Raw genomic sequence first — 25,597 nt, forward strand, 5'->3', positions numbered from 1 at the left:
CGTTCCATCGGGATTTTTTTATTCGTACTGTTTCAGGATACCTGTCATAATCAGGTATTGGGCAGCAATATAGGTGGTCATAATCAATAATCCGCCCAGCGGAATTGCCATAAGAAATTTGTTGGCCGCAATCAGGGTATCGGATAGCACAAACAAAAGAGCTCCCGAAAAAACCAGCGTAAAACTAACCGGATGCCCGTTGCCATAGCGGTTCAGAGCGGTAGAAGCCATTATCAGAATTGCAATCAGATAAACCAGCACCGCCACTTTCAATACAGCATCGAGGTGTGGGAACAAAACGATGTAAACGATCAAACCGAAAGCAATGTACGGAATCATCCAAACCGGCTGCTTTTTCAGAAACGACTTTTTGCCCGAGATTTCAATGGTCCGCAAAAACAGGAAAGCATAAAACACCTGCGCCGCCAAAAAGCTGGCAATTCCCAGAATAAAAAACAGCTCGTTATCCGAAGTGAACATCAGCAGAACATCTCCGCCCCAGGAAGCTAAAAAGCCCAACCCAGCTAACTTGCGAACCGTTTTGTCGATTCCTTTTGCGTGCAAAAAGAAAAACCCCGCGATCCAGATCATGATCAGCGGTTTGAATATCAACTCATTGTTTTTTATAGGGATAAAACCGCCGGCAAGTTCGCCAACAACAATCACCGCAAAAAGGGCATGAAGCAGAAATTTTTTCATTGAAACAATTATTCAATGCTAAAATTAGAGTTTTCGGCTTAAAAAGAAAACGATACGGGGATTTTAAGTAAAGTGCAGGAAAAAAGACTAATAAACCGCCTCTTCCATCAGATATTGCTGCACATAACGCGCAACTCCGTCTTCCAACTCAACAAAAGGCTTTTTGTAACCGACGTCGCGCAGTTTCTGAATTTCAGCTTCCGTGAAATACTGATACCGCCCGCGCAAATCAACCGGTGTATCGATAAAGGAAATATCCGGATCGATGTTCATGCTGTTAAAAACGGAGGTTGTGAGATCGTAAAACGAACGCGCCTTTCCGGTTCCCACATTGTAAATTCCTGAATTATCCTGGTTCTCCATAAAATACATCATCACATCGGCAATGTCTTCCACAAATATGAAGTCGCGGCTTTGTTCACCGTCTTTGTAAGCTTTGTGGTGCGAACGGAAAAGTTGCATCCTGCCGGTTTCCCGGATGGTTTTAAAAGCATGCAAAACCACCGATGCCATTCTTCCTTTGTGGTATTCGTTTGGACCATACACATTAAAGAATTTCATACCGGCCCAAAACGGTGGCGTGCGGAATTGCTTCAGCGCCCAAACATCAAAATCGTGTTTCGACCAGCCATACAGGTTCAGTGGACGTAAATCCCTTATTTTCTGGTGAGCATCGGAAAAACCTTCTTCGCCGTTTCCGTAAGTAGCTGCTGAAGAAGCGTACAAAAGCGGCACCTGTATTTCAGAACAAATATTCCACAGACGCTGCGAATAGATCAGGTTCAGTTGTTGATACAACTCAGGCTCCTGGCCAACAGTATCGGTTCGCGCTCCCAAATGGAAGATAAAATCAACTTCGTTAGCGTGCTTAATAAGCCACTTAAAAAAGTCATCACGATCAACAAATTCCCGGTATTTCTTTTGAAGAAGATTGAGATCTTTCCAGGGGTCGTCAAACTTATCAACTAGAATTAAATCTGAGTATCCGGCCTTATTTAATTTCCCGACCAAGTAACTGCCTATAAATCCGGCTGCGCCTGTAACAACTATCATCTATATTTTGCGGTTAAGTTTTGTACAGCAAAAAAACGCTCTGCTCTGAAAAATCGGCTTTATCATAAAACTTCCGCTTGTGTTTTTTATTGTACGTCAGGCAAAATAAATTTAACTTTTTCTTTTGGGCAAAAATATGCCCCGAATTCTTCAAAAATAAAATGTATTTAAGAGCAGCTTCATATTTATGAAGTCGCAAATGTTTGAATTTGTAGATAAATTGCAAACGGCACTAACAAATCGACGTCTTCCATTCAGTTAACAGGAATCGAAATTTTCTGAAGAAGATGCAAAACCGTATTCTTCAGGTTTTCAAGCGCCAGCGGAATGTTCCATTTGGCCGAGTCCCTTGGTTCAACATAATTGGAAACCGACCGTATCTGGAAACACTCAACCCCCATCCAGCGGCAAACATAAAAAAATGCGGCGCCTTCAGTGGTTTCTATATGCGCCGAAAATTTGGTTTTTATTTCGGCAATGCTTGTTTCTCTCCCCATACTTCTATTGGCAGTAATACCGCGAACTTTGGGAATATTGATCCAGTTCTCCGAACCACAGGCCTTTAAAATCCCGTTCTCGAAGGGAAATTCATTTATATCGATAAAGCCCGACTCAAACAAGGTCAGAAACTCGGTTTGTTTTTCAATCCCGAGATCGGCAAACTCATCCGAAACCACGTTCACCGCTTCTCCAATTTTCAGTTCGTGCGTTAAACTTCCGGCCAGGCCAATGTTAATTACCCGGTCGTACTCTCTGTCTTTAAGTGCGTTGGTTAGATGAAAAGCGGTAAAGGTGGTTCCTATTCCGGTTACCAAGATATCAATATTAATATCACGCCACCGGTACTGTTTAAAAAGGTGACTCTCCTCATCAACTTTTTCAAGCTCGTCAACCAGAAGTTTTACCTCCATCCAGGCGCTTGCTACCAGTAAAATCTTCATAATTTCTCCTTTGTCAAGTTTTAGTAAAAGAAAAAGCGTTTACACATTCATACTGTTTTTATGAAAAAAAGTTAATCTTTGTATCAATTTTAACAGGAAAAGCCATGTGTTCACCTATCTCTGACAGCTCAAACGGATACGAAAGAATCGACCTCTATAATGACGAAAGCATTAAGGAACTTTCCGGTCATTACGAAAAAATCCTGGAAATAATAGGTGAAGACCCAACGCGCGAAGGTTTAAATAAAACACCGGAGAGAGTGGCCAAAGCCATGCAATTTCTTTTGCAGGGATACCAAACCGATCCTGTTGAAATATTACAGTCGGCCATGTTTAAGGAAGATTACCGTCAAATGGTGATTGTAAAAGACATTGAAATTTATTCGATGTGCGAACATCATCTCCTTCCGTTTTTTGGAAAAGCACACGTAGCCTACATTCCCAACGGTACCATCACTGGGTTAAGCAAAATAGCACGTGTAGTGGATGTTTTTGCACGTCGTCTGCAGGTGCAGGAACGACTGACCATGCAAATAAAAGAGTGCATTCAGGATACCCTGAAACCGCTCGGAGTTGCCGTGGTTATTGAAGCCCAACACCTGTGTATGCAAATGCGCGGCATTCAGAAACAACATTCCATAACTACCACATCCGATTTTACAGGAGCCTTTGAAAAAGTGGCTACCCGCGAAGAATTTATCAAACTGATCAGCTCGAAATTAAGTTAGTCGAATTCAATACAAACCGGCGACGGCAGTTGAATCTCCTGTCCCGAGAATTGCAGGCTTCCATTCTCGCGGTTTATTTTGAACGCCGTGATGTTTCCGCTTCGCTGATTGGCCACCAGCAGCCAGTTCCCGTCAGGAGAAATCCCAAAGTTCCGGGGCCAGTTTCCTTCTACCGAAACCGTTTCCAGCATTTTCAGCGACTGGTCGTTCCCGTTCACCTCAAAAACTGCGATTGAATTGTGTCCGCGGTTGGAACCGTACAAGTATTTTCCGTCGTTCGAAATATGAATATCGGCACAATAACTTTCGCCTTTAAAACCGGCAGGCAGCGTTGAGATTTCCTGCCCAACCTTCCACTCACCGTTTTTCTTCCGAAGTATCGAAACGGTCGAATTCAGTTCATTGATCACATAAATAACTTCCCCGTTCGGGTGAAACTCAAAATGACGCGGACCAGCTCCCGAAGCCAGTTTGGCAAATTTTTGCCCCGACTGTTTAAGTTGTCCGTCCTCCAATTGAAAAATATTGAGTTGATCGGTTCCCAGGTCAGCATTAAAAACAGTGTTTGAAAAAGGAGAAAATTTTGCCGAATGGGCATGCGGCTCACCTTGCCGGCTTTTATCCGGTCCCGATCCTTCATTCTGAATTACCGTGTTGGCTTCCCCCAGGCTTCCGTCATCGTTGATCGGATACAAAGAAACCGTTCCGCTGCTGTAGTTCGAAATCACCACGTATTTACCATCGGGCGAAATATCTACATGGCAGGGGTTATCTCCCTTCGAAGATTGTTTGTTCAGAAAATGAAGGTCTCCTTTTTCGTCAACGCGATACGCAGACACACCTCCCACCTTTCCACCCGGCATAGTGGCTATTTCGGAAACTGAATACAGGTACTTTTTGTCGGGTGACAAAACCAAAAACGAGGGATTATCCACCGCTTTAAACGTGCGTTCCAAACGAATTTCCCCGGTATTGGTATTCAGGCTGCAATAGTAAATCCCTTCCGCGCCTTCTTTCGTATAGGTTCCTACGTAAAACTTCTGCAATTTATTATCTTTACTGAACACGATGGCGGGCAAAATCAGTCCCAGTACCATCAGAATTATTTTTGACATCTTTCTTTATTTTGATAAAGTTGAAACTACTAATTTAAAACGAAACGACATGCAAAAACCGGTTATCGCCCAAAAAGCTCCCAAAATGCTTACGCTCGAACCCGGCACCTATTACTGGTGTGCCTGTGGCAGAAGCCAGAACCAACCTTTCTGTGACGGCTCTCACCGCGTAACGGAATTTAAGCCACTTGCTTTTACAATCGAAGAAAAGAAAGACGTTTGGCTATGCCAGTGCAAACATTCGTCGAACAAACCTTATTGCGACGGCACACACCGAACGCTTTAAATCGAACCTGACAATCAGGAAGTCTTCTTAAAATAGTCTTTGCTGGCATTGCAAATCGGACATTTGTATTCCTCCGGAACATCTTCCCATAGGGTTCCGGGAGGAATCCCTGCTGTGGGATCGCCCTCTTCCGGGTCGTACTGATAGCCGCAAATGGTGCAGGTGAAAATACCATCGCCACTTTCAACTTCCGCTTCCGGTCCTTCCGCCTTCTCAGCCACAGGTTCCGCTTCCGGTTCATCGCCCAGCTTATCCCGTTCAATGTAGGTAGGTGCATTCTGTGGTGCCAGCATTTTGTATTTCTTGTGGTAATAGTCATAGGTAAGCGGCTCTTCGTTTGAAATCAGCTCTCCATCCACCACTTCTGCAATAATCAGTATATGGCTTCCAACATCCACACTTTCCAGCACCTGGCAGTCGAACCAAGCCACACAGGAATCCAGCACAATGGGAGCTCCCGTTTTGGCTATTTTTGTTTCAACTCCCTGGAACTTATCGATTTCGGAGCCCGACATAAAGCCAAACTTCCCGATCAGCGAAGTTTCCACTTCTTTTTTCAAAACAGACAGCGAAAAACGTTTACTATCCAGGATTTTTTGGGTGGAGTAATTATTTTTATGACTGCTGATGGCGATCTTCGAAGGGTTGGAAGTGATCTGAAAAGCAGTATTCCCGATGTACCCTACCTTCTCTCCTTCATGCTCACTTGCAATCACATACAGCCCGTACGACAACTTATGAAATGCTCTGTAATTCATTTATTTTTGATTTTCAAAATTCAACTTATAGTCAATAAAAATAAGAATTGATTTCGTACTTTTAAAAAGACAAATCATTAATACCCTTTTTATTCAAAAACCGAACTTAACAAACCATGAGAAAAACAATCTGCACCCTTTTCTTTTCCCTGTTATTCGCAATCGCCGGTTTTTCGCAGTCGGGTGATTGGCAAAAAGACATTCAGAGCATTCTTAAAAGCCAGCAGGACATGGGCCATGCCTTTTCGAAGCTGGCCAAGCAAATTGACGACGTGTTGTGGTACGAGCGTGTGGGAGATATCGCTTTTGTGGACAAACTTTATATTTACGGCCCGCCCAAGTGGAAAGAACAAAACCCTACTGCCAAAGATGCGGGCAACCCGGTAAAATTCTGGACCTATGTTTTTATGCCAGCCAACCTTGATGCCAGCAAAAAATATCCGCTCATTGTATTGCCACATGGTGGGGTTCACGGCGATTTTACCACCTATTATACCCACATTGTGCGTGAACTAATCAGCCAGGGATATGTTATTGTTGCTCCTGAATACAGAGGAAGTACCGGATACGGCAAAGCTCATTACGAAAAGATAGACTACGGCGGGCTGGAAGTTGAAGACGTTTACTATAGCAGAAACTACATGATCGAAAACTACGACTTTGTGGATAAAAACCGAGTTGGAATCATTGGCTGGAGCCACGGAGGCCTGATTACGCTGATGAATATATTTGATCACCCCAACGATTTTCAGGTGGCTTTTGCCGGTGTTCCGGTCAGCGACCTGATTGCACGAATGGGCTACCACGAGCAAAGCTACCGCGACCTGTATGAAGCCGATTACCATATTGGGAAAAGCGCCAACGACAATGTTGCTGAATACCGTCGCCGTTCGCCGGCATGGAACACCCATAAATACAAAGGGACTCCTTTGCTGATCCACACCAATACCAACGACGAAGATGTAAATGTCCTGGAAGTGGAACACCTGATCAAATCACTTAAAGCAGAAGGATTACCTTTTGAGTACGAGATATTTGAAAACATACCGGGAGGCCATTCCTTTGACAGGATGGACACCAAAACGGCCAAGGAAATACGCCTGAAAATTTACGCCCACCTAGCCAAACAGCTAAAACCTGAAAAGCCTGTAAAAAATTTAAAAGAACTCCAAAAAGCGGGCTATAAATTTCAAATAGCTTTCTAAAATCCAGAAATCTATTTTTAATATGGGAATAAATTCGAAATATTTTCCAAATATCGGACAAAAAGCTTGTCGTAAACATAATTTTTGCATACTTTTAAATTGCTCTAAATACGACTAAATGACCAACCAGAAATTAAAAAGTCAATACAAGGTTTTCATTGTAGAAGACAACGAACTTTATGCAAGGGTTCTAAAAAAACAATTGACGGACGACAAGCTCAACGTTAAGGTTTTTCACAACGGAACCGACTTTATCAATGCGCTGCACGAAGCACCTGATGTGGTAACGCTCGATTACACCCTGCCCGATATGACAGGAAAAGAGGTTCTGGAAAAAATTCAGAAGGAACTTCCCAGTGCCAACGTCATTGTGATTTCGGCCCAGGAAAGCATCGACACCGCTATTGAGCTGATGAAACTTGGAGCTTACGATTACATTATGAAAGCGCCCGATACCCGCGAACGACTGAGCAATGTAATCAACAACATTTACAAAACCGACCAGCTGAAAACAGAAAACAAAATTCTGAAAGACGCTGTTGCCGAAAAATACAATTTCAGAAGCCTGATCAAAGGAAACAGCCGCGAAATTGACCACGTGTTTGAACTGATGAACAAAGCCACTCAAACCAACATCTCTGTTTCCATCTCCGGCGAAACCGGAACAGGTAAAGAGCTAGTGGCAAAAGGCATTCACTTCAATTCAAAAAGAAACGCCAAACCCTTTGTTGCCGTGAACGTTTCGGCCATTCCCGACGGGCTGATTGAAAGCGAGCTTTTCGGCCACGAAAAAGGTGCCTTTACCGGTGCCGATTTCCGTAAAATCGGGAAATTTGAATTGGCCAACGGCGGTACTCTTTTTCTGGATGAAATCGCCGACCTGAACCTGAATCTTCAGGCTAAATTGCTGCGTGTAATCCAGGAACGCGAGTTGGTCCGGCTGGGCGGAAACGAAACCATTCCACTGGATGTGAGAATCATAACCGCCACACACAAAAACCTGGCGGCACTGGCAGCCGAAGATAGATTCAGACAAGACCTTTATTATCGTCTGCTCGGATTGCCCATAGAAATCCCGCCTCTCCGGCAACGTGGCAACGACAAAATTCTTCTGGCCAAATTTTTTGTGGATGAATTTTGCCGCGATAACGAAATGGAACCCAAAACCATTTCCGACGAAGCCAAACAAATGCTTCTCACCTACCACTACCCGGGAAACATCAGAGAGTTGAAAGCCATTATGGAGCTGGCCTGCGTAATGTGCAGCCGCGACGTTATCAAACCCAATCATTTAAACATGAATGTGGACGAAAACGTACAAAACCTGCTGGCAGCCGAAAAAACGCTGGAAGAATACAACAACGATATTGTCAAGTATTTTCTGAATAAATACAACCAGAATGTCCGTTTGGTTGCCAATAAACTAGGCATCGGAAAATCAACCATTTACCGTATGCTGCAAAAAGACATGAATTAATCTGAAAATTGAGATAAAAAGAAATCCCGATCCGCCAGTTGACAGATCGGGATTTTTTATACGTAGACTTAAAATCTTAAGCTTCGAACGTGTTAACTCCAATGGTTTCCATGTTGCGATCCACTTTTTTCACCAAACCCTGAAGCACTTTCCCGGGACCAATTTCAGTGAATGAAGTAGCGCCATCAGCAATCATATTCTGAACAATTTGCGTCCATTTAACCGGAGCAGTCAATTGCGCAATCAGATTTTCTTTGATAACGGCAGGATCAGAAACAGGCTCTGCACTTACGTTTTGGAAAACCGGGCAAACCGGTGTGCTGAAAGTAGTTGCTTCAATGGCAGCCGCCAGTTCTTCGCGGGCAGGCTCCATTAGCGGCGAATGAAAAGCACCACCTACAACCAGTTTCAAGGCACGTTTGGCACCTTTTTCAGTAAGCGCGGCACAAGCTTTATCGATACCTGCTTCCGAACCCGAAATTACCAGCTGGCCAGGGCAGTTGTAGTTGGCCGGAACCACTACATCATCGATAGATGCACAAACTTCCTCCACAACCGAATCTTCCAGACCTACAATGGCAGCCATGGTTGACGGCTCCAACTCACAGGCTTTTTGCATGGCCATTGCACGCTGAGAAACCAGTTTCAAGCCATCTTCAAAAGTCAGTGTTCCGTTGGCAACCAGTGCCGAGAACTCTCCCAGCGAATGACCAGCTACCATATCGGGAGCAAAATCTTTCATGGTTTTAGCCAGCAAAACCGAATGCAGGAAAATAGCAGGCTGTGTAACTTTGGTTTGTTTCAGGTCTTCAACATCGCCTTCAAACATGATTTTGGTGATGTCGAAACCCAGAATATCGTTTGCTTTTTCAAACAGGGCTTTCGCTTCTGCAGAATTCTCGTACAAATCCTTTCCCATGCCTGGGTATTGAGCTCCCTGTCCGGGAAAAACATATGCTTTCATAATTTTGAGTTTTTAATTCCGGCGCAAATTTAATCGAAAATCAAAAAGCGCCTTTTAAATCACACTTATTCAACCAGATTTGATAAAAAATTAGGTTATTCTTTCGAAAATTGTGTTGAATGGTTCGATTGTTATGAAACCAGCATCTAAAAACCAAGGATCTGATCCGTATATACCTAACTACAAATATCCTTGGCGCGCTGCACTATTTCCTGTGATGTGATATTCAGACTATAAATATTTTAGGTGCATTGCACCTTTCAATGAATGCAATTTCTTTAGCAGCAGCGCTGCGAAATATTTATAGATCGAAATTACTGCAGAAAATAAAGGTCCGGCGCACCGAAACATAATTCATCAAAAAAACAGAAACGAATTCCGATTCCCGGGTTTTCGGTTCGGGAATAAAACACCGGACTCATTGGAAAAACAAACTGAGCACAAAATATTTTAGCACAAGACCCAACAAACTATACATAAAAAAATTCCGGAAGCGGTACTTCAACATACCGGCGGCCACCGAAATAACAGGTGATGAGAGCGGAAACAAATTAAAAATGAAGATGGTGAGGTTACCATATTTCAAAATGTATTTTTCAGCCTTTAAAATTCGCTTTTCACCTACAAAATTATTAATCACGGCAGAACTTACGGAGACCCCGATCAGGTAGTCGACGATTTGCGCACTGATAGCCGTACCGAGCGCTATGGCGATCATCTCCCAATAATTAAAAAACTTCAGGTAATAAATGAAGGCAACCTCAACCGGCATCAATAAAAAGAACAGATAACCAGAGAAATGAATGAGTGCAAAAGAAAACATGCCCTGACTCCTTCCTTCATACCATTCTTTCCCAAGCGTAAAGGAAACAATCAGAATGGCTGTCAGTGACGTTAGCAGCAACAATACCATTCGAATCCCTTTCTTCTTGTCTATTTTCTGCTCTGCGCACATATCGAAAACCGGTTTCAAGCTTTGCTACATTTTTTACGATAAAGACAAAAAGATGTAGTAAAAAGAGAAAGATATTTTTGAAGGTTCGAAGTAAGCTACTCCACCTACCCCTTGCATAAAGCGTGGGGGTGCTTTCCTGTCGATTGCAACGATCGTGAAAATGACATTACAAATGTCAGGATCATTGGCCCCTCGTTACAAACGAGGGACAGAATCAGCTACTCCACGGTAACGCTCTTCGCCAGGTTTCGGGGCTGATCTACATTACAGCCTTTTAGCAAAGCAATGTGGTAAGCCAGCAATTGCAGCGGAATTACCGCCAGCAAAGGAGCCAGTGCCGGATGAGATTTGGGAATTTCAATTACATCGTTGGCCAACGACTTGAGACCGTTGTCGCCTTCCGTTACAACGACGATGACATTCCCTTTCCGGGCTTTTATTTCCTGGATATTGCTCACCACTTTTTCGTAATAAGCATCCTGCGGGGCAACCACAACAACCGGCAGGTTGTCGTCGACCAGCGCAATCGGACCGTGTTTCATTTCGCCGGCCGCATACCCTTCAGCATGAACATAAGAGATTTCCTTTAGCTTGAGGGCTCCTTCCAGTGCCACCGGGAAAAGGTAACCACGACCGAGGTAAAGCGCATTCACCGCTTCGTAATATTTCTCTGCGATGGTTTTTATCTTTTCATTGCTTTCGAGAATCACTCTCCCTTTCTTCGGTATCTGAGCTAATTCTTTCACCAGTTGCCGGTATTCCTCCGGACCGATGGTTCCTTTTCGTTTTGCCAGCTTTAATGCGATCATCGTCAAAACAGTAACCTGCGCTGTAAATGCTTTTGTTGATGCCACACCAATCTCGACTCCGGCATGCGTATAAACACCGGCATCGGTTTCGCGCGCCAGCGACGAACCTACCACGTTGCAAATACCAAGAACCGTGGCTCCCTTTTCTTTTGCCAAATGAAGTGCGGCCAATGTATCGGCAGTCTCCCCGCTCTGGCTGATCAGGATCACCACATCTTTTTCGCGAATAATTGGCTTTCGGTAACGAAACTCCGATGCATATTCCACTTCCACCGGCACCTGCGCATATTCCTCGATCAGGTATTCGCCGATGAGTGCGGCGTGCCACGAAGTTCCGCATCCGATGATGATGATGCGGTCGGCCTGCTCCACTTTTGGAAACACTTCCAGCAAACCACCCAACACAATCTCAGAATAATCATCGCGCAGTCGTCCCCGAAAAGTTTCTTCTATGGTAAGCGGCTGCTCGTAAATTTCCTTCAACATAAAATGCTCAAACTCACCTTTGTCGAGATTACCTATTTCAAGATCGAGATTTGATATTTTCAGTGATACCGGATTGTTCTGTACATTCTTTAGTGTAAATCCATCGCGCTGCAAAATCGCAATATCTTCATCGTTCAGATAAATCACCTGGCTGGTGTATTCAGCAATCGGCGAAGCGTCGCTGGCTATAAAATACTCGTTTGCACCAAGTCCAACTACCAGCGGACTCCCCTTTCGCGCCACGACAATTTTGTCTTTTTCGTTGGTACACAAAACGGCAATCCCGTAGGCTCCCACCACTTTTGAAAGCGCCATCTGCACGGCAGCCTCTGAAGTCATTCCTTCATCCTGACTGTAAAAATACTCGATCAGGTTGGCGAGTACTTCCGTATCGGTTTCGCTTTTGAACACATAGCCATGTTCCGACAAATCGCTTTTGAGTTTTGCATAGTTTTCGATAATTCCATTGTGAACCAGTGAAAATATGCCGTTCATTGAGGTATGAGGATGTGCATTAACATCGTTTGGCTCGCCATGGGTTGCCCAGCGGGTATGCCCAATCCCCACGTTCCCCAGCCGGCTTTCCTCCGCCACGAACTCCTCCAGATCGGCAACTTTCCCTTTCTTTTTGAAGTTCTCCAGCGTTCCGTTCAGCAATGCAATCCCTGCGGAATCATAGCCTCGGTATTCGAGCTGTTTCAAGCCTTTTATCAGCACAGGAAACGCCTCACGATTTCCAATATATCCAACGATTCCACACATAGTAATTAGTTTAGAGTTTAGTGTTCAGAGTTTTCAGTATTAGTCGCAGTTTTCAGGTTTCTATCATTTAAGCATTCACGCATTTAAGCATTTCTTCATTCAATCCCTCTGTCCCTCTTTTACTGTAAGTTTGCTCATCAATTCGACGATTTCATTTCCCAATGCTTCTTTTTTCTGCATGTGCAGACGGATGGCCTGCACGGTGTTGTTGCTTTCGAACTCACCGCGCACTTCGGCAAAATCAAGCTCGCGTGCCCCGTTTTGCCCATCCACACCAAAACCTGTCATTTTTGACATTGAAAATTCCTTCTGAGCGTCTTCATACAAATACTTGTCGATCGCCAGCACACTGCTTTTCCATTTCTCCACCACGCTTATCACATCGCTTGTTTCAAACTGATCCAGCGGCTTTCCGTAAAACGACTCCAATGCATCGGCCGCCCAGGTCCATTCGTAATTGTAGTAATTTTTATGAAGCATTGCCAGCGCTGCATTTACCTCTTCCAGCGACTGAATTACCCCATTCTCCACATTTGCGAGCAACTGATCGAGCGCCTCAAAGGGGCACAGCATCCCGGCCAAATCCACCCAATACCCGCGACCCAAAAGCGTATCGGGCTGCAAGGCTTTCCGAATATCCGAAATACTTCCCAGCTTGTTTCCCTTCAAGCGGGTGATCAGCGAATTCCCCAAAAACTTCCAGATCGCCATTTCATACAATTCAATCCCGCGGTCAAGCGCATGCTTTTCAATTTTCATTTTCTGATAACGGTACGAAGCTTCCTCAACAGAAGACTCACGAATAGCCAGCAGCTTTTCCCGCCCCGCCATCATTTTCCGCACGGTATAAGGGCTCAGCAAATTGAAATTGATAAAATCGAGCAGGTTTGAATCGGTACGTTTGTCGCGTTTGGGCCATTTTTGGGTATCACGAACCGTACCAATACTTTTCAGGTTGATTCCGGGCACCAGAATACTTTCGTCCTTGCTTTCAATCAGGTACGAAAAAGGAAATTCCGCGGTATCGCAATGCTTGTAATGGCGCCCCATTACCAGCGAAAAAGCGCCAATATGCGACGGCCACAACAAATAAGAATCGCTGGTAGTTTTCGCTCCCCGCTCCATAATTCCCTGGTGAATGGGCCCCAGTTTGTAGATGTGATTGCTCTGGTTCGACCCACTTCCGGCATTCAAAAATGAGAACATCCCGGCAATCAGCAAAGTAGATTTATGATGCGTAACGGTGTAAGGTCCGGCAAAAATGGAGCAGGCCTCGCCGTGAAATCCCTGGCAATTGGCAAAAAACAACGAATTCTCGGCGGAATAGTGTTTATCGAGTACACATCCCTGTCCGATAAAACACTTCGAAACCAGCGTAGCTTCAGCCACCAGCGATCCCGAACTGACGATAAAGTCTTCCATGATCACCCCTTCTCCGATCACAACCGGGGCTTCAAAATTACTGTTGATACTGCCGTTTTTCAACTTCTTTACACCGTCGATAACTGCTGCCGACCCGGTTTTTACATTCAGGATGGTGTTGCAGTTGAGTAGCTTTGAATGTGCACCAATCACCCCCATCTCATCACTGACAAACTCCGTATAGTCTGCCACCATTGTTTTAAGCGAATTCACCAACGCGGGCCGGTGCCGGTACAAAGCCATCATATAGGCCACATGTGCCGACAAATAATCGTAGATCGGGATCTCACGGCCGCCGCCCTCATTGATGGTTTCGACCACAATCCCATTTCCAAACGAAGATCGTCCGTCGACAGCCAAAGTGGTTATGTTGTGAATAATAACGTTTTCGCCGATACGGTAATTGGCAATGTAACTTCGAACATTGTGAATAAGCGCATTCTTCCCCACCTCGCAATTATGCAACCACGCATTGTAAATACCTGTTTTGAAGGTGATTCCTCCAATCAGGTTGACCGATCCCGTAAAACCTGCCAGCCGGATGCGACCTGTAAATTTTGTATTTTCAATGCAATCGGGAATGAAATCCTCTGCTACCTTAATCAGGCTCCAGTCTGTAGAAGAACACCCCTGGTGTACCAACTGCCCTATTTCCTCATCGAGTAAGTTTCTAAAATTTCTTTCTGAGTTGTGAATCATGTATCTGATTTTATTGCGGCCAAAGTTAAGACTTACGATTTTCGCTCATGACAAAAAACCTAACATACACACAACTACAAAACAATAGAACCTAACAAATAATAAATCAAAAAACTATAAAACAACTATTTAAAATCACGACTAACACTACAAATAATTACAGAAAATAATATCTACCCTAATACATATAAGTCAAAAAGGATTGATGACAGACTGAAAAGAAGATTGACGCAGATTCGGTCAATCTTATCCATTTATTCATTCATTTCAGTTTAAAACTTATTGAAATGTCTTGGAAAAAATACTCGAATATTGCGGATCACATACAAATCAAAGCAGCACAAGGTAGTTTGACAAACGAACCGAAGTACCCAGTTTTAGTTTTTTGCGAAGCCGAACCCGCGCTATTTCCACACTTTTGGGAGTCAGGTTCAACAGACCGGCAATTTCACGGCTTGAAAGTCCCAGCCGGATATACGAACACAGGCGTTTGTCTTTTAGCGAAATATTCGAATGCCGCGACTGTAAACGCTCCATAAACCCGGGATGCACTTTTTCGACCTGGTTTTCGATGGTACTCCAGTCAACCTGCTCATTGGCAGTTCCATCAAGCATTTCCCGCAATTCCTGTACAACCTGCGAAAGATTAGTGTCCTCTTTCTTATCCGCTTTCTGAAGAATGTTTTTTGCCTTGTTCAGCAACTCATTTTTTTGCGACAGCTGCAACAAAAAAGAAACCAGTTCGCGATCCTTCAGATCAAGCTGACTTTGCAAACGCTGCTTGTTTCGCTGATCAAATTCCTTTCCGCGCTCCAGGTCAGAAATATGCCCCATCGCACGTTTTAAACGCGTAATATCCTGCACCGACGCACGAATACCCAGATACTTTCCGAGCTTGTCGTACACGCCCCGCACATTGATCACGCACCAGCGCAACTGTTTGGTACGTGTCAAAACCCGGAATTCGAGCGATGGATTTACCAACGACTGATTCAGTGCTCCTGAAAGAAAATGCTGGTACTTTTCACGATCGGGTTCATAAACCAACATGGCGCTGATTCCCTCCGATTGGATAATTTCGTTGGAAGTAAAACCGGTGAGGTCGTAACACGAAGGAGAAGAATATTTGATTGCCCCGTCGGGCTCAAACCACAATTCCCACGCAAATGCAAAATCAGAAATCTGCTGGTAAAACTGGTGCTTCTCCCGTTCATTCTGCAACTGAAAGCGCGCATCTTCCAATTGTATCTTCAGATCCGAAAATTCACTTTCCAGTTTTTCAATACGAGCCGTATTTTGCGTTTTATCCAAGGCGATGTGATTTTAGTGATCAATACCGGATTAAAAATACTACGCCCAAACAGGAAAAACAAACAATAAATGTTAGGTTTTATTATCCGACACTAATACTGATACTTAGACAGATACTAAAAATAAGAGATGTTTTCAGTCTATTACACCGGAAACAGGGGCAATTAATATTCGGTCTTGTCATTTTTTGCCTTCCAATGTTCAAACACATGAAGACCTTCGTCCCGGATAATGTTTTCGAAATCCACTTTGCGATCCTCTATTTTAAGTTCAAGTTCATCGTAAATAAATTGGTCGTCGAAATTCGCAGAGGCTGCATCTTCCCGGTTACAGGCATAAAAAACCTTCTTTGGGCGCGCCCAGTAAATAGCCCCCAGACACATCGGGCAAGGTTCGCACGAAGTATAAATCACACAATCATCGAGCTGAAACGATTTCAGTTTTTTGCAGGCTTCACGAATGGCAATCACTTCAGCGTGTGCCGTGGGGTCGTTATCCGAAGTAACCCGGTTATAACCTTCCGCAATTATTTCTCCGTCTTTCACTACAACAGCGCCAAAAGGGCCACCGGAATTGGTTTTCATCCCTTTTTCAGCCAGCGAAATGGCCGCGCGCATAAACTTTTTGTCTGTTTCACTCATAGTTTCTCCTCTTTTCAGGCAAAGCTTTCAAAAGTAACATTCAGAAGATGAAAATACAAATACAACGAATTTCTCCGGAAAGTTTACACGGATGTGTCCCTGCTTCGGGGCACCTGGCGGATGATCAAACGCAGCGACTGGTCGTAGGTCATGTAATTCCAGAGCCAGTTGATAAAAATCACGAGCCGGTTTTTCACCCCCACGATCGACATCAGGTGCACAAACATCCACACCATCCAGGCCACAAAACCCGAAAACTGCAATTTGGGAAGGTCAACTACAGCACGGTTTCTGCCAACGGTCGCCATCGAACCTTTGTCGTGGTAACGAAATCCGGTCAATTCCGTTTTATTATGAATATTCACGAGGTTTTGAGCCAACAAAGAAGCCTGCTGAAGCGCTACCTGCGCCACCTGAGGATGCCCGTTTGGATAAGCTTCTGTCTCCATGTAAGCAATATCTCCAATGGCAAAAATATCGTCGGCATCGTCTATCTGGTTAAAATCGTTTACCCTGATCCGGTTCCCCCGAACAATCAGATCGGGATTGATACCTTCAGGCATTTGGCCTTTAACACCTGCCGCCCAAATCAAAGTATTGGCCTGAAAACTTTCCTTGTCTTCCAGGTCAACCTGTTTCCCGTCGTAGTTTAGAACTCTATGCTCCAGCTTTACTTCCACACCTAATTCGGCCAGGTAGTTGAATGCCTTCTCACCCGCTTTGGCAGTCATCCCGTTTAAAAGTTGATGATTCGCTTCAATCAGTGTAATCGTCATCTGTCTGAAATCCATTTCGGGATAGTCTTTGGGCAGTACAAAATTTTTCATTTCGGCCAGCGCACCGCATACCTCAACGCCCGTTGGTCCGCCGCCTACCACCACCACGTTCAGCATACGTTTTCGCTCTTCCTCATCACTGATCGTCACCGCCTTTTCGAAATTACTGAGTATGGTATTTCGCAGAAAAAGTGCTTCGGAAACCGACTTCATGGGAAGGCTGTTTTTGGCAAAACTTTGCATTCCAAAGAAATTGGTGGTAGCACCTGTAGCAATCACCAGGTAATCGTACATTACCGTTCCTAAACTGGTCTCCAGCATTTTTTCTTCGGAACGGATTTTATTCACCTCGGCCACGCGGATAAAAACGTTTTTTACATTCTGAAAAACCTTCCGTAGCGGAAAAGAGATGGAACTGGGCTCCAAACCCGAAGTTGCCACCTGGTAAAATAAGGGCTGAAACTGATGGTAATTATTCCGGTCGAATAACACCACCTGAAAATTCTGTTTGTACAGCTTCCGCGCCAGGCGCAACCCTGCAAATCCGGCTCCAATAATCACTACTCTAGGTTGCTCTGTTCTTGGTATATTAACTGGCATTTCTATCTATTTTACCACACCAACAAAAGAATTCACAGAAAGTTTCGAGTTGCCTGGCAATTTAAACTTAACTTATTATTGCCGCTTTTTTGTTAGTTTTTACCCAACCATAACAAGGCATTCAAAATCATTTTGTTCTGAAACCTGTTCTTAAAAGAATGAGACAGCTCCCGATTGGTTCCATTTTCATAATCTATATCGTTGTGTCCCATGTTTAAATAGATCATCCTGAATTTTGAGTTTGTCCATACCACAGGATAATACCCCTCGTGCCAAATCTCATGCTGTTTTGGCCCCGTGCCTAAAGGAAAACTTTCAGGATCAATGGAAGCAAGTATTTCAATATCTGGATTTTCACTTAGGTCATGTTCCCAACAGTACCATTCGTTTGGCGAAGCACTAAATTTCCCGGGTAGTGCTTTCATGGCAGGATGTTGTTTGTTTTCCACTTCTAATATCGCAGTTGTAGGCCGCCAGGTATTGCTTTTGTATTGCCCCGAACCTAAAAACATATCGTGATACCAGTCCCAATTCTGAGGAAACGAAGAAGGACTTAAAGCAAATGCACAAAAATGAAATCCCATCCACGCCCCACCTCTCTCCATATACTTTTGAAAAGCTATACGCTGAGACAGAGAATCCGGCCTTGAATCCAGAAAAATCACCACATCATAATTCACTAGAAAGTCATCCGTCATTTTTGTCCAGTCATCAGTAGACTCATATAAAAAATGATGTCGTTTGCCCATCTCCGAAAACCAGTGATTGGCTTCGTGCACGAAACTAATGTGCGCCTGATCATTTTTACCTGTATAAAAAGCAATTACAGCAAAATCGGTCTTCTTTTGGGCAAAAGCAGAAAACACCACAAAAAAAGAGACAAACGTTACCAGAATTTTTAATTGGTTATTTCTCATCGTTGGTTATCGATATAATCAGTTTACTCCACTCTGAATCCGGTCACCAGCGTTTTCTTCTGCAATGAAAACCAGCTAAGTCCAAATATCCAAACAATTCCGTTCAACAAGATCATTCCTGTAACCAGAGCAACCGTGCTAAACGATGCATCGGAATGGGTAGATAAAAACGAAGGAAGTGTAGCCACCACTGCTGTGATAAAACCGATCAGAACTCCGGTGAACAGCAAAATCAAATACTCCGAAGTGATGATTCTGAAAATGGGTCGGTTACTGAAACCAATGGCTTGCATTACCGAAATTTCGCGACGGCGTTCCAACAGTGTACGCGCCAAAATCACAGCCAAACCGATGGTGCCCAGAATCAATCCCAGTGCCCCCAGTGCCAAAAAAATAGATAAGTAAGTATTGGTAACCGAATAAAACTCAACCAGACGTTTGGCGGTGGATTCCATTTCCCAGCCATAATCGCGAAAAACAGACTGCAGCTCATCGCCAATTTTTTGCTGAGCTTCCGTTTTCCCGTCAATCAGAAAAATATGAGAACCGCTGTTACTGGGGTAGTTTTTTAGAAAGTTTGGATTGGAGATCAACACGTAGCCCTGAAATATGGAAGGAGTAGTTCCCGCAATCAGTTTCAGTTTGAGCGTATCGCCCAATTCATTTTGATACAGCAAAACATCACCCACTTTCTTTCCCAGTCCCCACTGAATAACGGTTTGATCGGCAATGGCGGGAATGGTACCGTCATCAAAAGTTTCATTCAACGTCCTCCACGGATCTTTCTCGCCCAGCTCCTTCCATCTGGCAGCAAATGAAAAACGCCCCTGCAGAGCTTCCGCGTCAAGCCCCAAAATAGCAGGTTGCGAAATACGGTTCAGGTTCAGACAACTGGCATCGTCGCCCTCTACTTTTCGCAGCTGAACTGCATTAAACTCCTCGAAGATGCCCTCTTCTGCCCTTTTCTCCGGACTGTTGATATCAAACAAAACCGGCATGGTTGTTTCAGCAAAATACAGGAAGCCACCTGTTCCGCTTGATTTATTTTGAGCGTTGGCAAACAGATCGAGTTTGTTTGAACCGGTCGATACCACGATGAAGGTTCCAAGTGCAAATAAAATCACAATGGTTAACGACCGGGCCTTGTTTCTGGAAAGATTAAGTTGCACCAAACGCCCCAGCCAGAGTTCACTTTTACTGCTTTTTTCCAGCCCGGCAATAAAGCGCCGGAATAACAAAAGCAGCCCAATTAGCAGCAATCCTCCGACAGCAAAAAACAGCGAAGTATTCATTTGGGGCGATACAAATACCTGGTAAATAAAAAGAGCGACTGAAGTAAGCAACGAAACTATCATCAAAGCATTCCATCCCAGTTCTTTTATCCGACTTTTGGAAGCTGACGTTTGTTTCTGGAGTTCAGCCGTTTTCTGTTTTTGAAAACGGGAAACCGATATATAAATCGCAGTAAGCGACACCAGCAAGCTAATTACGAGTCCCAGAACCACCGTAGCCGAGTAAATTTTTATCAGCAAAACGTCGGTTCTGACAATGTCGTACCACAAGGTATTGAGGATCTGAAAAACCAGCTTTGTATAGAAAACAGAGATCACGGTTCCCAGAATTCCGCCCAACAACGCTACGGCAAAACCTTCCCATAAATAAAAACTGCGTACCTGTTTTTGTCTGAAGCCCAGTGCATCCAACAGCCCGACCTGTGCAGAGCGATTTTCAAGGTTCAGACGAAACAACAGCGAAGTCAGAACTATTCCGGCAATCAACAGGAAAAAACTCAGACCGATAAATAGTCCGCTAAAATCCGTACCGTTTTTTGCTGCACTCACCCCTTTTTCACGGATCGGTTCAACCGACATTCCCAAATCGGCAGGTATAATATTCTCAGCGAATACCTGTTTGTATTTCGCCTCATCAAAAACTTTGGCAGAATAGCGCACTGCCGTATAGTTTCCAAAACGGTTCGACCACATTTCCAGCGCCTTGTTTAACGAAACATATGCTTTCGGAGCCCCTTTGTAGTCATCCCAGTATTTCTCGTCTTTATCGCGAATGGCATCCAGATTAATCGGTACGCCGGCTTCCCATTCCCGGCAATGCCCGGCATCCGAAAGACCGGGTAGATTGGGCATCCGCGTTTCATCAACCCATCCCGGCACCATCGGAACAATCCTTGTCAGAACAAAATCTGATTCCTTTTCAATCAATTTGCGCAAAGGCCCTATTTGCCAGTATTTCAGGCGAATCGAATCACCAATTTCAGCTTCTAAATCATCAGCTGCCCATTGATTCAGAATGATGGCATTTTCATCAAGGCCATCAACTAAGGTGGAAACAAAAGAATATGGGATTGATCGAGATTGATTGTCAGTAACACTCGTAGCTCGTGGCTCATGGCTCGTAGCTTCCTTCGAAATTTCATTCACAAAATACGTCAGCATCGGTTGTGCACTCGGAAGCTTTTGTAAAGTTTCAGCAACTTTGTCTTCCATAAAAACACGCTCGGTTGACACCTCCACCTCATCGGTTGATTCAATATTTTTTAGCTGAAGTCCGGCATCGGCTGGTGTCAGACAATGTTTTACCGACTGCAAAACTTCGTCTGTCCCAAGATCGGTGGCTATCAGTATCTGATTGGCTTTCCCCTTGAATTCCATGAGCCGATTTAAACGATCGATGGAAAGAAAAATGTTATACGGTGCGGTTTGTGAGTTTTTCAAACTAAACCGCCCCAACTCTTCCTTTTCAACAATATTTTTAATGGTCGCACGTAACGAAACGCTTGTCTCTTCTGCAGAAATAAATGGCGCATTCAACGGAATCAAACTGGCTTTTTTGATGCGCACCAGTAAATTATCACCTTCTTTTACAGCCAGCCTATCAGCCAGATTTTGGCTAATAGCGATCTCATTATTTTGCAATTCGGAAAAGATCTTAGTATTTGAAATCTTCTCGAAAGATTGATCCACTCCAATTACCTGCACCTTGTTGGCACGCCGTTGACCGCCATCGGCCACGGCAACACCTTCAAGCAATAACACGGGTGAAGCCTTAATCTGAGCGTTGTCAGCTTCCAATTCAGAAGCCATTTCCTGCCTGAAATAACGTTCCACCACCGAAACCAGGTGCGTAGTTTCACCCAAACGATAAAAAGTGGCCTGCTCCAGACTGTAACGCACAGAGTCGCCAATCACCAGCGAGCCGGTTAAAACCATTGTACTCACCACTACTCCCAACGCGACCAACAGGTTGGCTTTGAAATAGTGTAAAAATGTTTTTATTATGTATTGCAGTCGTGTCATACCCTTCGAACATCTTCCCTAACGCGAAGAATCAATTTGAACTTTAAACATTGATCGCTGAACTCAATTGCCCATTCTTTAATACAAACTTCTTATCCATCTGCTCCGCTAAAACAGCTGAGTGGGTGACCGTTACCAAGGCAACACCCTCATCATCGCTTAACTTTTTCAGCAAATCAGATAATGCGGCGGCATTTTCTTCGTCAAGGGCACCGGTAGGTTCGTCGGCCAGAATTAGTTTGGGCTTGTTGATTAATGCCCGGACAACCGCAGTTCGCTGGCATTCTCCACCCGACATTTCCGATGGTTTTTGATGGCGCTGCTCCCAAATCCCCACTTTCTTAATCAGGTATTCTGCCCAGTCTTTTTGCGCTTTTGTGATTTTATTTCCCTGAGGCAAAAGTGGAAGCAGTACATTCTCCAGTAAACTCAGCTGAGGCATTAAATGGTGCATCTGAAAAACAAATCCCAGGTGTTTGTTCCTGAACGTTGCCAGTTCGGCTTTTGAATAGCCGGTGATGTCCTTTCCTTCAAAAAGAACCTTGCCGGCTTCGGGTTGATCAAGTGCACCGATAAGGTTAAGTAGTGTTGTTTTGCCCGATCCACTCGGTCCAACAATGGCCACTCTTTCGCCTTGATTCAATTCAAAGTGTAAATCTTTCAGCACCGCCCGGTAACTGTGCGTACCCAGTTCGCCATAGCCTTTGGTTATGTTTTGTAATTTTAATAGCATTATTTCTTTGTGTTCCACTGTGTCTTCTCTGTGTACTCTGTGGTACTTTCCTTTTTAAACCACTGAGAACACTGAGGTTCACAGAGACTATTTTTTCAAACTCTCGTATAAAGTTATCATTTCTTTGGCGTGATTATGAATATTAAACTTCTTAAGGGTTCCTTCGTAGCCTTTCCGGCTTAGTTCTTCCAGTTTGTCAGGGTCTGACAACAACTCGGCCCAGGTTTCACTTAACTTTTGCGGTGTATTGGGCATGTAAATCACCCCACCGCCCGAGAGTTCAACAATTTCGGGGAAAGCGCCCAGAGAAGGTTGCACCACAGGTACTCCTGAAGCCATCGACTCAATCAGGTACATTCCAAAAGCTTCACCGATGCGCACCGGCACCGAGATCAGCGAAACCCTTTTGAAAAAATCATTTACTTCTTTGCCTTCAAAATCAGGAAGTACTTCCAGCGAATCGAGCAGATGATGTGCTTTCAGCTTCCGTCTTTGTTCTTTGTTGAATTTGGCATCGTCGCCCGTCGATCCACCCGTTGCAATTAACTTTACATCTTCAAACCCAGGTTTCTTCTTCAATTCAATAAAAGCGTCTACCACAATGTCAAAACCGTCTTTGTGGCACATGCGGGAAATATACCCGACATTTCTTTCTTTACCTTTCGTCGAAACATATTGGTAATCTTCAACATCCACCCCAAGATGAATGGTTTTTACTTTTTCATCCGGCAAATTCATTCGTTTTTTCATCACGCCTGCAAAAAAGTCGCTTACCGAAACCAGCACATCCACGTCGGTTGCCCGCTCGTGCATCAGGTTCCATATTTTCTTCTGAAACTTCGGTTGCATCGGGTCAATCCAAACATCTTCATCCTGAAGCGTGCAAAGAACAGGAACTCCGATTTTCTCTTTCAGGCGGCGGGCCAGTCCCAAAAGCAAGGCATTTGAAATATGAATAATATCGGGCTGACAATGTTCTGCAATCCAGTTCACCATGTTGTCGAGTTCGTCTTTTTGCGCTCCTTCTTCGCCCAGAAGCATCGAAACGGTCATGTCTTCCAGGCCTTTGGCATTGGTTGAGCCAGCCATAGAGGCGGCCAACTTCATCATGGGTTTTGAATTAAGCATGCGATCGAACCAGGCAGGAGCTTTTCGAAAAATGGGATACACCTGTTTCAGATAAGTGCTGATAGCACCATAAAAAATCGGAACTTCCGAGATATCATGCTCATCAGCAAACAAGGGAAGATACATGGGAATCTTTGTCACTTTGTGGCCTTCTGCACGCAACGCGTTAAAATATTTGCTGTCGCGCAAACAGTTACCACAATAAAAACTTCCTCCTGAACCGGGTATAATCTGAATGACATTCATATTCTAATTTTCTCTGTGTGTCTCTGTTTCTCTGTGGTTTTAATATCCCTGAACAACTCTCTTTAATCCATCCTTCAGTCTGGCAACGTTAAAATTTATCAATAAGCCATATCTTAGCTTTTGCAATTTTAGATAGGTTAAAATTTGTGCCATGTGGACATCATTCAATGTCTCAACTGATTTAAGCTCTACAACAATTTGGTCTTCTACCAATAAATCAATTCGATAACCACAATCAAGTTTCACATCCTTGTAGACAAGAGGTAATGCTTTCTCTTTTTCGACTTTTAAACCAGCTTCCTGTAACTCGAAGAACAAACATTCTTTGTAAGAAGATTCTAACAATCCCGGACCGAGTGCTTTATGAACCTCAATAGCACATTGAATAATCTTTCCGGTTAATTCGTTTGTTTCCATAATTTATTGATTTAACCACAGAGGCACTGAGAAGCACAGAGTTTATTTTCCAAAACAATATACATTTCCGTCGTATGCCCCCACAAAAATCTTCCCTGCTGCCACGGCCGGATTACTGACGATCTGGCTGCCAATTTCATAACTCCAAACCAACGAGCCGTCTGAAAGGTTCACCATCGCGAGGTCGCCCCTCATGTTTCCAATGATCACCTTATCTTTTACAACCACAGGTGAAGCGTCCACCTGCCGGCCGGTGTTGTATTCCCACAGCTTTTCTCCCGAGTTTTTATCGAAACAATACAAAAACTTATTGTAATTGGCCGTTAACACTTTGTCGCCAATCAACGACGGAGATGCAATAAATTGCAAGTGTGTTTTATCATCTTTCCAAACCCAGGTGGTTTTATCTGTTTTAATGTCGACCTGAAAAAAGCGGCCATCGTAATCGCCAATGTAAGCTTTCCCGTCCTCAACCGCGACTGAACCTGCCACATAGGTCGCCACATCGATCTTTTTATCCAGCTTTCCGGTAGCAACATCTACAATGTGCAGAAATCCGTCGCAGCCTCCAAACATGGCTTTTCCGTTGGCACTCGCCGCCGCGCCATTGATGTAGTTATCTGATTCGTATTTCCACTTCAGCTGACCGGTTTTGCCATCAACACAATGCAGAAAGAAATCGTAGCTCCCCACAAAAACAAAAGTTGTTTTACCATCGCTCCAGCAGTTGGGTGATCCAACAATCTGGTTCTCGCATTCGTACTCCCACAGTTTTTCACCGGAATCCAAATTCAGAGCCAACAACATTCCGTCAAGATTACCCACATAAACCGTTTTATCAAGAATTAAAGCCGGCGCTTCAATTGAATTGCTGGTTTCAACTTTCCACAACAGCTTTCCTTTTGTATCCAGGCAATACACGAAACCGTCGGTAGAACCAATTACCACTTTCCCAGCAGCGACTACAGGAGATGATTTTATATTATCGCCGGTTTGGAACGTCCATAATAATTTGGGCGAATCGGGAATAGAAGTCTTCGAAACACCTGTGAGGTGTGGCTCGCCACGAAAGATCGGCCAGGAATCAGAAGGCTGGGCAATTGTCCGTACCACATACAAAAGAATAATATTTAGAAATAGTATTTTTTTCATGCT

At 44.1% G+C, this 25,597-nt stretch carries 22 protein-coding genes; 4 read left to right on the plus strand and 18 right to left on the minus strand.

The features are described 5' to 3' along the window. Positions 1–18: 18 nt before the first annotated feature. The 3 genes from INQ51_RS01485 to mqnB all read right to left on the minus strand — a co-directional run bounded on the left by INQ51_RS01485 (position 19) and on the right by mqnB (position 2,693). Positions 19–699: a lysoplasmalogenase gene (locus tag INQ51_RS01485; RefSeq protein ID WP_233376128.1), complete on the minus strand. Its 681-nt coding sequence runs from the start codon at positions 697–699 to the stop codon at positions 19–21. 87 nt (positions 700–786) lie between these two features. Then, complete coding sequence (rfaD, locus tag INQ51_RS01490) at positions 787–1,752, minus strand: ADP-glyceromanno-heptose 6-epimerase (protein ID WP_233376129.1); 966 nt, start codon at positions 1,750–1,752, stop codon at positions 787–789. A gap of 254 nt (positions 1,753–2,006) precedes the next feature. Further along, positions 2,007–2,693, minus strand: a complete 687-nt coding sequence (gene mqnB / locus INQ51_RS01495; protein WP_233376130.1) for a futalosine hydrolase — start codon at positions 2,691–2,693, stop codon at positions 2,007–2,009. Positions 2,694–2,797: 104 nt separating this feature from the next. Here mqnB and folE point away from each other — a divergent pair, with 104 nt between their 5' ends. After that, the gene (gene folE, locus INQ51_RS01500; protein ID WP_233376131.1) at positions 2,798–3,421 is read left to right on the plus strand and encodes a GTP cyclohydrolase I FolE; all 624 of its coding nucleotides are present in this window, start codon (positions 2,798–2,800) and stop codon (positions 3,419–3,421) included. Here folE and INQ51_RS01505 read toward each other — a convergent pair. After that, positions 3,418–4,536 carry a lactonase family protein gene (locus tag INQ51_RS01505; RefSeq protein ID WP_233376132.1) on the minus strand — a complete coding sequence of 373 codons (1,119 nt, stop codon included), beginning with the start codon at positions 4,534–4,536 and terminating at the stop codon, positions 3,418–3,420. The genes folE and INQ51_RS01505 overlap by 4 nt on opposite strands. A gap of 49 nt (positions 4,537–4,585) precedes the next feature. On the opposite strand from INQ51_RS01505, the gene INQ51_RS01510 reads away from it, so the two are divergent. Continuing rightward, entirely contained in the window at positions 4,586–4,822 is a 237-nt protein-coding gene (locus tag INQ51_RS01510) for a CDGSH iron-sulfur domain-containing protein (RefSeq protein ID WP_233376133.1), read from the plus strand. A 14-nt stretch (positions 4,823–4,836) separates the two neighbouring features. On the opposite strand, the gene INQ51_RS01515 is transcribed toward INQ51_RS01510, so the two are convergent. Then, complete coding sequence (locus tag INQ51_RS01515) at positions 4,837–5,580, minus strand: flavin reductase (RefSeq protein ID WP_233376134.1); 744 nt, start codon at positions 5,578–5,580, stop codon at positions 4,837–4,839. A gap of 116 nt (positions 5,581–5,696) precedes the next feature. On the opposite strand from INQ51_RS01515, the gene INQ51_RS01520 reads away from it, so the two are divergent. Both INQ51_RS01520 and INQ51_RS01525 read left to right on the plus strand, forming a co-directional pair. Next, positions 5,697–6,785, plus strand: a complete 1,089-nt coding sequence (locus tag INQ51_RS01520) for an alpha/beta hydrolase family protein (protein WP_233376135.1) — start codon at positions 5,697–5,699, stop codon at positions 6,783–6,785. 118 nt (positions 6,786–6,903) lie between these two features. Then, a complete protein-coding gene (locus INQ51_RS01525; protein ID WP_233376136.1) occupies positions 6,904–8,262 on the plus strand; it encodes a sigma-54-dependent transcriptional regulator in 1,359 nt (452 codons plus the stop codon). Positions 8,263–8,338: 76 nt separating this feature from the next. Here the strand turns inward: INQ51_RS01525 and fabD are convergent, their stop codons facing one another. The 13 genes from fabD to INQ51_RS01590 form a co-directional block, all read right to left on the minus strand. Continuing rightward, positions 8,339–9,226 carry an ACP S-malonyltransferase gene (fabD, locus tag INQ51_RS01530; protein ID WP_233376137.1) on the minus strand — a complete coding sequence of 296 codons (888 nt, stop codon included), beginning with the start codon at positions 9,224–9,226 and terminating at the stop codon, positions 8,339–8,341. Positions 9,227–9,644: 418 nt separating this feature from the next. After that, a complete protein-coding gene (locus INQ51_RS01535; RefSeq protein WP_233376138.1) occupies positions 9,645–10,181 on the minus strand; it encodes a DedA family protein in 537 nt (178 codons plus the stop codon). A gap of 218 nt (positions 10,182–10,399) precedes the next feature. After that, the gene (glmS, locus tag INQ51_RS01540; protein ID WP_233376139.1) at positions 10,400–12,238 is read right to left on the minus strand and encodes a glutamine--fructose-6-phosphate transaminase (isomerizing); all 1,839 of its coding nucleotides are present in this window, start codon (positions 12,236–12,238) and stop codon (positions 10,400–10,402) included. Positions 12,239–12,337: 99 nt separating this feature from the next. Further along, complete coding sequence (locus INQ51_RS01545; protein ID WP_233376140.1) at positions 12,338–14,359, minus strand: DUF4954 family protein; 2,022 nt, start codon at positions 14,357–14,359, stop codon at positions 12,338–12,340. Positions 14,360–14,689: 330 nt separating this feature from the next. After that, the gene (locus tag INQ51_RS01550) at positions 14,690–15,670 is read right to left on the minus strand and encodes a PAS domain S-box protein (protein ID WP_233376141.1); all 981 of its coding nucleotides are present in this window, start codon (positions 15,668–15,670) and stop codon (positions 14,690–14,692) included. A 164-nt stretch (positions 15,671–15,834) separates the two neighbouring features. Beyond that, entirely contained in the window at positions 15,835–16,311 is a 477-nt protein-coding gene (locus INQ51_RS01555) for a nucleoside deaminase (RefSeq protein ID WP_119438019.1), read from the minus strand. Positions 16,312–16,394: 83 nt separating this feature from the next. Then, positions 16,395–17,687 carry an NAD(P)/FAD-dependent oxidoreductase gene (locus INQ51_RS01560; RefSeq protein WP_233376142.1) on the minus strand — a complete coding sequence of 431 codons (1,293 nt, stop codon included), beginning with the start codon at positions 17,685–17,687 and terminating at the stop codon, positions 16,395–16,397. Positions 17,688–17,779: 92 nt separating this feature from the next. Next, positions 17,780–18,604, minus strand: a complete 825-nt coding sequence (locus INQ51_RS01565) for a ThuA domain-containing protein (RefSeq protein WP_233376143.1) — start codon at positions 18,602–18,604, stop codon at positions 17,780–17,782. A gap of 23 nt (positions 18,605–18,627) precedes the next feature. Further along, positions 18,628–21,918 (minus strand): FtsX-like permease family protein, encoded by a 3,291-nt coding sequence (locus INQ51_RS01570; protein ID WP_233376144.1) that lies wholly within the window; start codon positions 21,916–21,918, stop codon positions 18,628–18,630. Positions 21,919–21,961: 43 nt separating this feature from the next. Further along, a complete protein-coding gene (locus INQ51_RS01575; RefSeq protein WP_233376145.1) occupies positions 21,962–22,651 on the minus strand; it encodes an ABC transporter ATP-binding protein in 690 nt (229 codons plus the stop codon). Between the two features lie 87 nt (positions 22,652–22,738). Then, complete coding sequence (locus INQ51_RS01580; protein ID WP_233376146.1) at positions 22,739–24,025, minus strand: glycosyltransferase family 4 protein; 1,287 nt, start codon at positions 24,023–24,025, stop codon at positions 22,739–22,741. Positions 24,026–24,064: 39 nt separating this feature from the next. After that, a complete protein-coding gene (locus INQ51_RS01585; protein ID WP_233376147.1) occupies positions 24,065–24,442 on the minus strand; it encodes a GxxExxY protein in 378 nt (125 codons plus the stop codon). A gap of 42 nt (positions 24,443–24,484) precedes the next feature. Continuing rightward, the gene (locus tag INQ51_RS01590; RefSeq protein WP_233376148.1) at positions 24,485–25,594 is read right to left on the minus strand and encodes a PQQ-binding-like beta-propeller repeat protein; all 1,110 of its coding nucleotides are present in this window, start codon (positions 25,592–25,594) and stop codon (positions 24,485–24,487) included. Between the last annotated feature and the right edge of the window lie 3 nt (positions 25,595–25,597).

The organism is Maribellus sp. CM-23, from assembly GCF_021354595.1.
Taxonomy (GTDB): domain Bacteria; phylum Bacteroidota; class Bacteroidia; order Bacteroidales; family Prolixibacteraceae; genus Draconibacterium.